Source organism: Streptomyces sp. NPDC033174 (assembly GCF_055577795.1).
The window spans coordinates 1-6398 of the sequence record NZ_JBVIPQ010000019.1; the positions used below are offsets into that span (position 1 = coordinate 1).

Below are 6398 nucleotides of genomic sequence, written 5' to 3' on the forward strand. Positions count from 1 at the left end.
CCCCCCCCCCCCCCCCCCCCCCCCCCCCCCCCCCCCCCCCCCCCCCCCCCCCCCCCCCCCCCCCCCCCCCCCCCCCCCCCCCCCCCCCCCCCCCGCCGTCACCGCCTCGTTCGCCGGCCCGAGGACCATGGGTGCCATCGGCGCCCTCGCCGTCCTGGCCCGGGCGGGCGTCGCGGTGTCCCGGACCAGCCTCACCGGCCTGAACCACACCCTTCGGCTCACCGCCCTGGCCCTGATCTCGCGGTTCGTCACCTTCTTCGCCCATCTGCGAGAACGGCACGAGAGGCAGATCGGGCAGCTTCGCTCCATCGCCCGCGCCTCCCAGCAGGTGGTCCTGCGGCCCCTGCCGCGCCGGATCGGCACCCTGCACGTCGCCTCCGTCTACCTGGCCGCCGAAGCGGAGGCCCAGATCGGCGGCGACCTCTTCGCGGCCGCGCGTACGGCGCAGAGCACGCGGCTCATCGTCGGTGACGTCCGGGGCAAGGGCCTGGAGGCGATCGGGGACGCCGCGCTGCTCCTCGGCGCGTTCCGCGCGGCCGCCCACCAGCAGCCGAATTGCCCGTACTGATGGCCCATCTGGAAGGGACCGTCTCCTCGGACCTGGACGACCCCGCCGCGTACGAACCCGACACCGGCACCCCCGGCGAGGCGTTCATCACCGCCGCCGTCCTGGACATGCCCGACCACGCGCCCCTGGTCCACCTGATCAACTGCGGGCACCCGCCGCCGCTGCTCCTGCGCGGCGGCCGGGTCATCCCGCTCGAAGTGCGCCACCCGGCCCCGCCGCTCGGCCTCACCGAGTTCTCGGACTCGGGCTTGGCTCCCGACACCTTCCCCTTCGAACCGGGCGACATCGTCCTGCTCTACACGGACGGCGTCATTGAGGCCCGTGACGAGTCCGGCGCCTTCTATCCCTTGGCCGAGCGCCTCGCCCAATGGTCGGGCGAGGGGCCGCAGGCCCTTCTGGGGCACCTGCGGCTCGACCTGCTGGCCCACATCCCGGGTGGCCGGCTGGACGACGACGCCGCCATGGTGGCGAGCGAACGCCTGCCCGACTGACCCCGCGGAACGGCTGCCCCGCCGATCTGCTCGCGCCGGGGAACGGCTCGGGCTGCGAAACGGCCGACCCTGTGAATTGCTCGCGCCGCCCGGCCGGGGCCCCTCCACGCAGGGCCTGCGGATACGTGCTCACGGCCGCAGGGCGAAACACAGCAATCCGTCGAGGCGGAGAACACGTCGCGTGGACCAGCCCGCGGTGAGGCCTTCGCATGCGGCGGCCGTCAGCCCCCGGGACTTCGTGGCGCCTTCGAGACGGTCGGCCGACTCGGCGACGAGCCAGAACGTCCCGCCGGGCACGAGCAGGGCGCGTACGCGGTTCAGGAAGGCGGACTTGTCCTCGACCCATCGGTAGACCAGTCGGCAGGTGATGACCGCATACGCCGGATGCGGTAGTCGGCCGGGATCGTCGGTGACGAAGTCCTGGCGCTGGAAGGCGAGTCCACGCACATCGCCGTGGGCGCGGGCGGCAAGGGCCAGCGCGGTGGGCGAGCAGTCGATGCCGAGCGTGCGAAAGCCGAGGCTCTCGTGGAGATGACGGGCCAGGGCCCCCTCACCACAGCCGATGTCGAGGGCCGGTCTGCCGGCGCCGGGGCCCACGTGCTCGGCGAGGAGCGCGGTCTCCTCGTCGCCGAGCGGACGGTAGCGGCGCCCCGAGGCCCACAGCGGTTCCCAGTACTCGGTGTCGGTCGGTGTCACGGCCGGCCCTTCCCTTCACGGCGGTGGCGTACTCCGGACCCACCCTCGCAGCAGGGGGAGTCGCCCTGCCAGACCGCCGACATCAACTCCCGCCACCCGAGGCTCATTTGCCAACCCGGGCTCCACACGAGGCAACTCAAGCACGGCGGTTGTCGTCCTCCGGGGCGAGGGGTCCCGAGGATGTCCGAGGCGCCCCGACGACACCGATGATGAGGATGACCACCTTGATACGTGTCACACGTGTGGTGACCGCGGCCGCGGCGGTACTCGCCCTGGCAGCGGCGTCGCCGGGACCGGCGCACGCGCAGCCGTCGCCCGTTTCCCCCTCGAACGCGCAGCGGACCACGGCCGGCGGGAGCCTCCCCGCGGACTGGCGGGTCACGGGGACGGGCGCCGGGAAGCAGCTGGTGTGGACATCGCCCGAGCGGGTGCCCATGGGCGACGCCCGGGTCGAGTTCTACGCCGGGGACCGGCTGCTCGGCCGTCCGGTGGCCGCCGAGGACGGGCGCACGTTCCGGCTGACTCTCGACGGCGCCGCCGTCGGATCCGGGGCGGAACTGCGGGTGATGGCCGCCGGCCGCCGCCTGGACGCGACTGCCCCGGTTCCCGGTTCCCGGCTCCGCCCCGCGCCGCCGCGGGAAACCCGGCCGGAAGCCCCGCTCCCGGCGAACTCCGTGGACCCCGGGGTACCGGGCCCCTATCGCACGGTCAGCGGCGAATACGCCCTGCGGTCCGTACGATTGCCGGGCTTCCCCGCCCCTGTCGAGATGCGTGCCACGGTGGTGGGACCGGCCGGGGCCCCGGGGCGCCGGCCGGTCGCCCTGTTCCTGCACGGACGTCACTACACGTGCTACAGCGCGGCGGGCGAGCAGAGCGGCGAGTGGCCCTGCCGACCCGGCACGCGGCCGGTGCCGAGCCACCAGGGCTATCTCGGCGCGCAGAAGCTCCTGGCCTCCCAGGGCTATGTGACCCTGTCCATCTCCGCCAACGGCGTCAACGGGCAGGACGACAGCGCCGAGGACGGGGGCGCGCAGGCCCGCTCGTCCCTGATACGGCTCCACCTCGCGCGCTGGGCGGAATGGTCCGCGCACCGGGCCGCCGCCCCCGCCGCCGTACGCGCCGTCTCCTCGGCGGACCTGTCCCGGGTCCTGCTCGTCGGACACTCCCGGGGCGGGGAGGGCGTCAACCGCGCCGCGCTCGACAGCCTCTTCCGGCCGCCCGCCGACCAGGACGGCCACCGGGGCCCGGTGCGCTGGAAGATCCGCGGCAACGTCCTGATCGGCCCCACCGTCTTCGGGCAGAACCCGGTTCCCGACGTGCCGTCCGTGACCATCCTGCCGGGCTGCGACGGCGATGTGTCCGACCTGCAGGGGGAGATCTACGTCGACGGCACGCGGGGCGTCAGCCGCGGCGCCGCCCTGCACAGCGCCGTGTACATGGTCGGAGCCAACCACAACTTCTTCAACACCGAGTGGACGCCGGGGCAGGCGAAGGCGCCGGCCGACGACGACTTCTGGTCCGGTGACACGCCCGACCCGGTGTGCACGCCCGGCAAGAAGTCCCGTCTGACCGCGACGCGGCAACAGGCCGCGGGCGCCACGTACATCGCGGCCGCGGCCCGGCTGTTCGTCGGCGGCGACGACCGCGTGCGACCGCTGCTGGACGGGTCCGGTCGGCGCGCGCCCTCGGCGGATCCCGCGCGGGTGCTCACCCACGCCGTCGGAGCGAACCGGACACCCGCCTTCCTGCCCGGATCCGAGATCGCCGTGTCCGGCGGCCGGCTCTGCAAGCAGATCGACCCCGACCCCGCCCGTGCCTGCCTTCCGGCCGAGACACGGGGGGCGTCACCGCACTTCGCCTCCTGGCTGACGTCGCCGGAGCCGGGCCGTGACGCGGTCGCGATGAGGTGGTCGCGTGCCGGCGCCCCGACCACGGTGCGCGTGGAACGCACGGTCTCCCTGGCGGGCGCCGAGTCCCTGGCACTACGGGTGATCGTTCCGCCCGGCACGACGGGCACCCAGCTGGATGTCGCGCTCGCCGACTCCTCGGGCCGGCGCGCGACCCTCGGCCGGGCGCGCGTCGACGGGCTGCCGGGCAGCGACCGTACCGCCTCCTACTGGGGCCGCGAGATCCGCCTACCGCTGTCCGCGGCCGTTCGGGCCGCCGTGGACCTCAAGCACGTCAAAGCCCTGGAACTGACACCGCGCACCGGCTCCGGGCAGGCGTGGCTGATGGACGCATGGGGGTGGCGCCCCGGCACACCGGCGGCGCGTCCCGCCGCGCTCGCGCGCGTCGACATCGGCCGGCTGTCGGTCATGGAGGGCGATTCCGGGGTCAGGACGTACCGCATCCCGGTGCGGGTCTCCGGACAGGGCAGCGGACAGGTGCGCGTCTTCGTCCCCGAGCCGGGCACGGACACCGTGACGTCCCGCGTCATGACAGTGGGCCACGGAAGTCATGACATCGACGTGCCGGTGAAGGTGCGAGGCAACACCCGCTACGGCTACGACGTCACCCGCGACATGTTCGTCAAGGCCGTGCGCGGCGCGGTGGTCGGCTCCCACCACGGCGGGGTGACCGCACGGAACGACGACGCGATGCCCAAGGTCACGGTGACACCGGTCGCCGCGGATGTCGTCGAGGGCCGCAATCTGACCTGGAAGGTGTCGCTGTCCGAGGCCGCCGACGCCGAGATCATGGGCGAGCTCGCGTTCCTGCCGGTCGCGGGCGGTGTGGAGCTGTCCACCAAGGACGTCGACCCGCGTTGGCTCGACGAGATCTTCGGCCAGTCGCCGAATCCGGACCGGCCGCTGTCAGAGGCGCTGAAGGGCGCGACGCTGCCGGTCACCGTTCCCCCGGGCGAGCTGAGCTCAGAGGTGAGCGTCCCCACGGTCACGGACCGTGTGAAAGAGCCGAAGGAGTCGCTGCGAGCGCGGCTGACCGTCTACGACGCCGACTGGGAGCCGGTGCCCGGTCCGGTGATCACCGGCACGGTACGGGACGCGCCGTGACGCGGACGGGCGGACCGCCCGGACCCGCTCGGTAGGAACGTGGCACCGGTCCCCGGCGGGGGCCGGTGCCACGCCCGCACCAGACCGTGTCCGCCCTCGGTCAGGGCGTCACGACGCCCGCCGGGTGGCTTTGCGGCGGAGCCGGAAGGGCACGACGTACCAGCACAGCGTGAACCACAGCATGACCGTGCCGACGATCACCTGGGCGAGGGGGCCGGGGAGTACGACGTCGAGGATGAGGAGCAGGGTGCAGGCGATGGTCAGGGCGAGCAGCACCATGCCGCAGACCATGAGACGGCCGGCGCTCTCCACGACTTCGCCCTTCATGCGCAGGCCCGAGAGGCAGCGATGGATGGAGACTGGAGCGATCAGCGCGGCCGTGGAGGAGGCGCCCAGCACGACGGTGACCACGTAGAGGCCGCGGTCGAAGGTGTCCAGGTCCCGGAAGGCCGGGGTGAAGGCGACACTGAGGAGAAAACCGAAGAGGATCTGTACGCCCGTCTGGGCGACCCGGGTCTCCTGAAGGACTTCCTGCCACCGCCGGTTCACGCGCTCTCGCGAGCTCTCCGGCGGGCCGTGGCCCGGTTCGTCTTCGCACGGAGCCGCTTCCTCCGCAACGTCGGCTATGTGTGACTGGCTGTCCGTCATGGCCATGGCGTCCTCCTTCGGGTGATTGCGTGTACCCCGCACAGTGCTCCGCCATTCGCCGGTGTAGGCCGATGGAGGGAACTGCCGCGGTGAAGCAGGGCGCGGACACCCCGGGTGCATGAGGTTACGGACATACCCGGCAAGACGGATCGCGGCCGTACGGATGCACGGCGGACGGCGGGGTACGCGCCGATCGCATGACTCATTGAGCGCTTAGACCGATCAGGAGGAGCATGGCCGGCTCGCTGAGGAAGCCGGCGACCGCACGGGGGCCGTCACCCGGACGAGGAGCACCTCATGAACGCGAAGAAATCCCAGAACCCCGAGCGTGAGCCCGAGCGGAAGGCCGGTTCGCGCGTGGACCGGGGCCCCGGGGCTCATTCCGGTGCGGAGAGCCAGGCCAAGGACCGGGTCGTACCCGGAACCGCGAGCGCCCGCGAGGGCTACCAGACCGAGGGCGGTACGGCCCACGGGGAGAGCCTCGCCGGTGTGGAGTCGACCGGTGAGAAGCGTGGCGTACCGCGCTCCGGGAAGGGCGGCCTCACGGACACTCCGGCCGCTCGCAAGCGCCACAGGTGAGGCTCCCGGAAGGGGCTATCCATGATCACTGAGGACCACGTCCGGGACCTCCTGCGCCCGCGCGCGGACGAGCCGACGCTGATCGTGCTCCGGGGCCGCGCCCTGGTGGTCCCTGCGGCGGAATTGGACACCGACCGCTATCGCGGCGCCATGGAGCTGGTCTCGGCCGGCGATCTCAGAGGGAGGTTCGGCGCCCGATCACCGTCCGAACAGGACCTCACCGCGCTGGCGGGCACGCTGGATTCCGCCGTCGCGGAAATGGGCGGCTGAGGGCGCGAAGGCGTGCCCGGAGCGGGCGGGGGGGGGGGGGGGGGGGGGGGGGGGGGGGGGGGGGGGGGGGGGGGGGGGGGGGGGGGTGGTGTTTTTTTTTTTTTCTTTCTTTTGTTTTTTTTCTTTTTTTTTTTT

At 72.9% G+C, this 6398-nt stretch carries 7 protein-coding genes; 5 read left to right on the forward strand and 2 right to left on the reverse strand.

The features are described 5' to 3' along the window. Positions 1 to 127: 127 nt before the first annotated feature. On the forward strand, positions 128 to 568 hold the full coding sequence (locus tag ACZ5VC_RS33100; RefSeq protein ID WP_469123662.1) for a hypothetical protein: 441 nt from the start codon (positions 128 to 130) through the stop codon (positions 566 to 568). Beyond that, the gene (locus ACZ5VC_RS33105; RefSeq protein ID WP_469123663.1) at positions 568 to 1059 is read left to right on the forward strand and encodes a PP2C family protein-serine/threonine phosphatase; all 492 of its coding nucleotides are present in this window, start codon (positions 568 to 570) and stop codon (positions 1057 to 1059) included. Before ACZ5VC_RS33100 ends, ACZ5VC_RS33105 begins: the two co-directional genes overlap by 1 nt. Positions 1060 to 1188: 129 nt before the next feature. Here the strand turns inward: ACZ5VC_RS33105 and ACZ5VC_RS33110 are convergent, their stop codons facing one another. Next, complete coding sequence (locus tag ACZ5VC_RS33110; RefSeq protein ID WP_469123664.1) at positions 1189 to 1755, reverse strand: class I SAM-dependent methyltransferase; 567 nt, start codon at positions 1753 to 1755, stop codon at positions 1189 to 1191. Positions 1756 to 1979: 224 nt separating this feature from the next. Here ACZ5VC_RS33110 and ACZ5VC_RS33115 point away from each other — a divergent pair, with 224 nt between their 5' ends. Further along, the gene (locus ACZ5VC_RS33115) at positions 1980 to 4766 is read left to right on the forward strand and encodes a hypothetical protein (RefSeq protein ID WP_469123665.1); all 2787 of its coding nucleotides are present in this window, start codon (positions 1980 to 1982) and stop codon (positions 4764 to 4766) included. Positions 4767 to 4874: 108 nt separating this feature from the next. On the opposite strand, the gene ACZ5VC_RS33120 is transcribed toward ACZ5VC_RS33115, so the two are convergent. Continuing rightward, positions 4875 to 5414: a DUF6328 family protein gene (locus ACZ5VC_RS33120; protein ID WP_469123668.1), complete on the reverse strand. Its 540-nt coding sequence runs from the start codon at positions 5412 to 5414 to the stop codon at positions 4875 to 4877. 297 nt (positions 5415 to 5711) lie between these two features. On the opposite strand from ACZ5VC_RS33120, the gene ACZ5VC_RS33125 reads away from it, so the two are divergent. Next, positions 5712 to 5993: a hypothetical protein gene (locus ACZ5VC_RS33125; protein ID WP_469123666.1), complete on the forward strand. Its 282-nt coding sequence runs from the start codon at positions 5712 to 5714 to the stop codon at positions 5991 to 5993. 21 nt (positions 5994 to 6014) lie between these two features. Then, on the forward strand, positions 6015 to 6263 hold the full coding sequence (locus ACZ5VC_RS33130) for a hypothetical protein (RefSeq protein WP_469123667.1): 249 nt from the start codon (positions 6015 to 6017) through the stop codon (positions 6261 to 6263). Positions 6264 to 6398 lie beyond the last annotated feature (135 nt).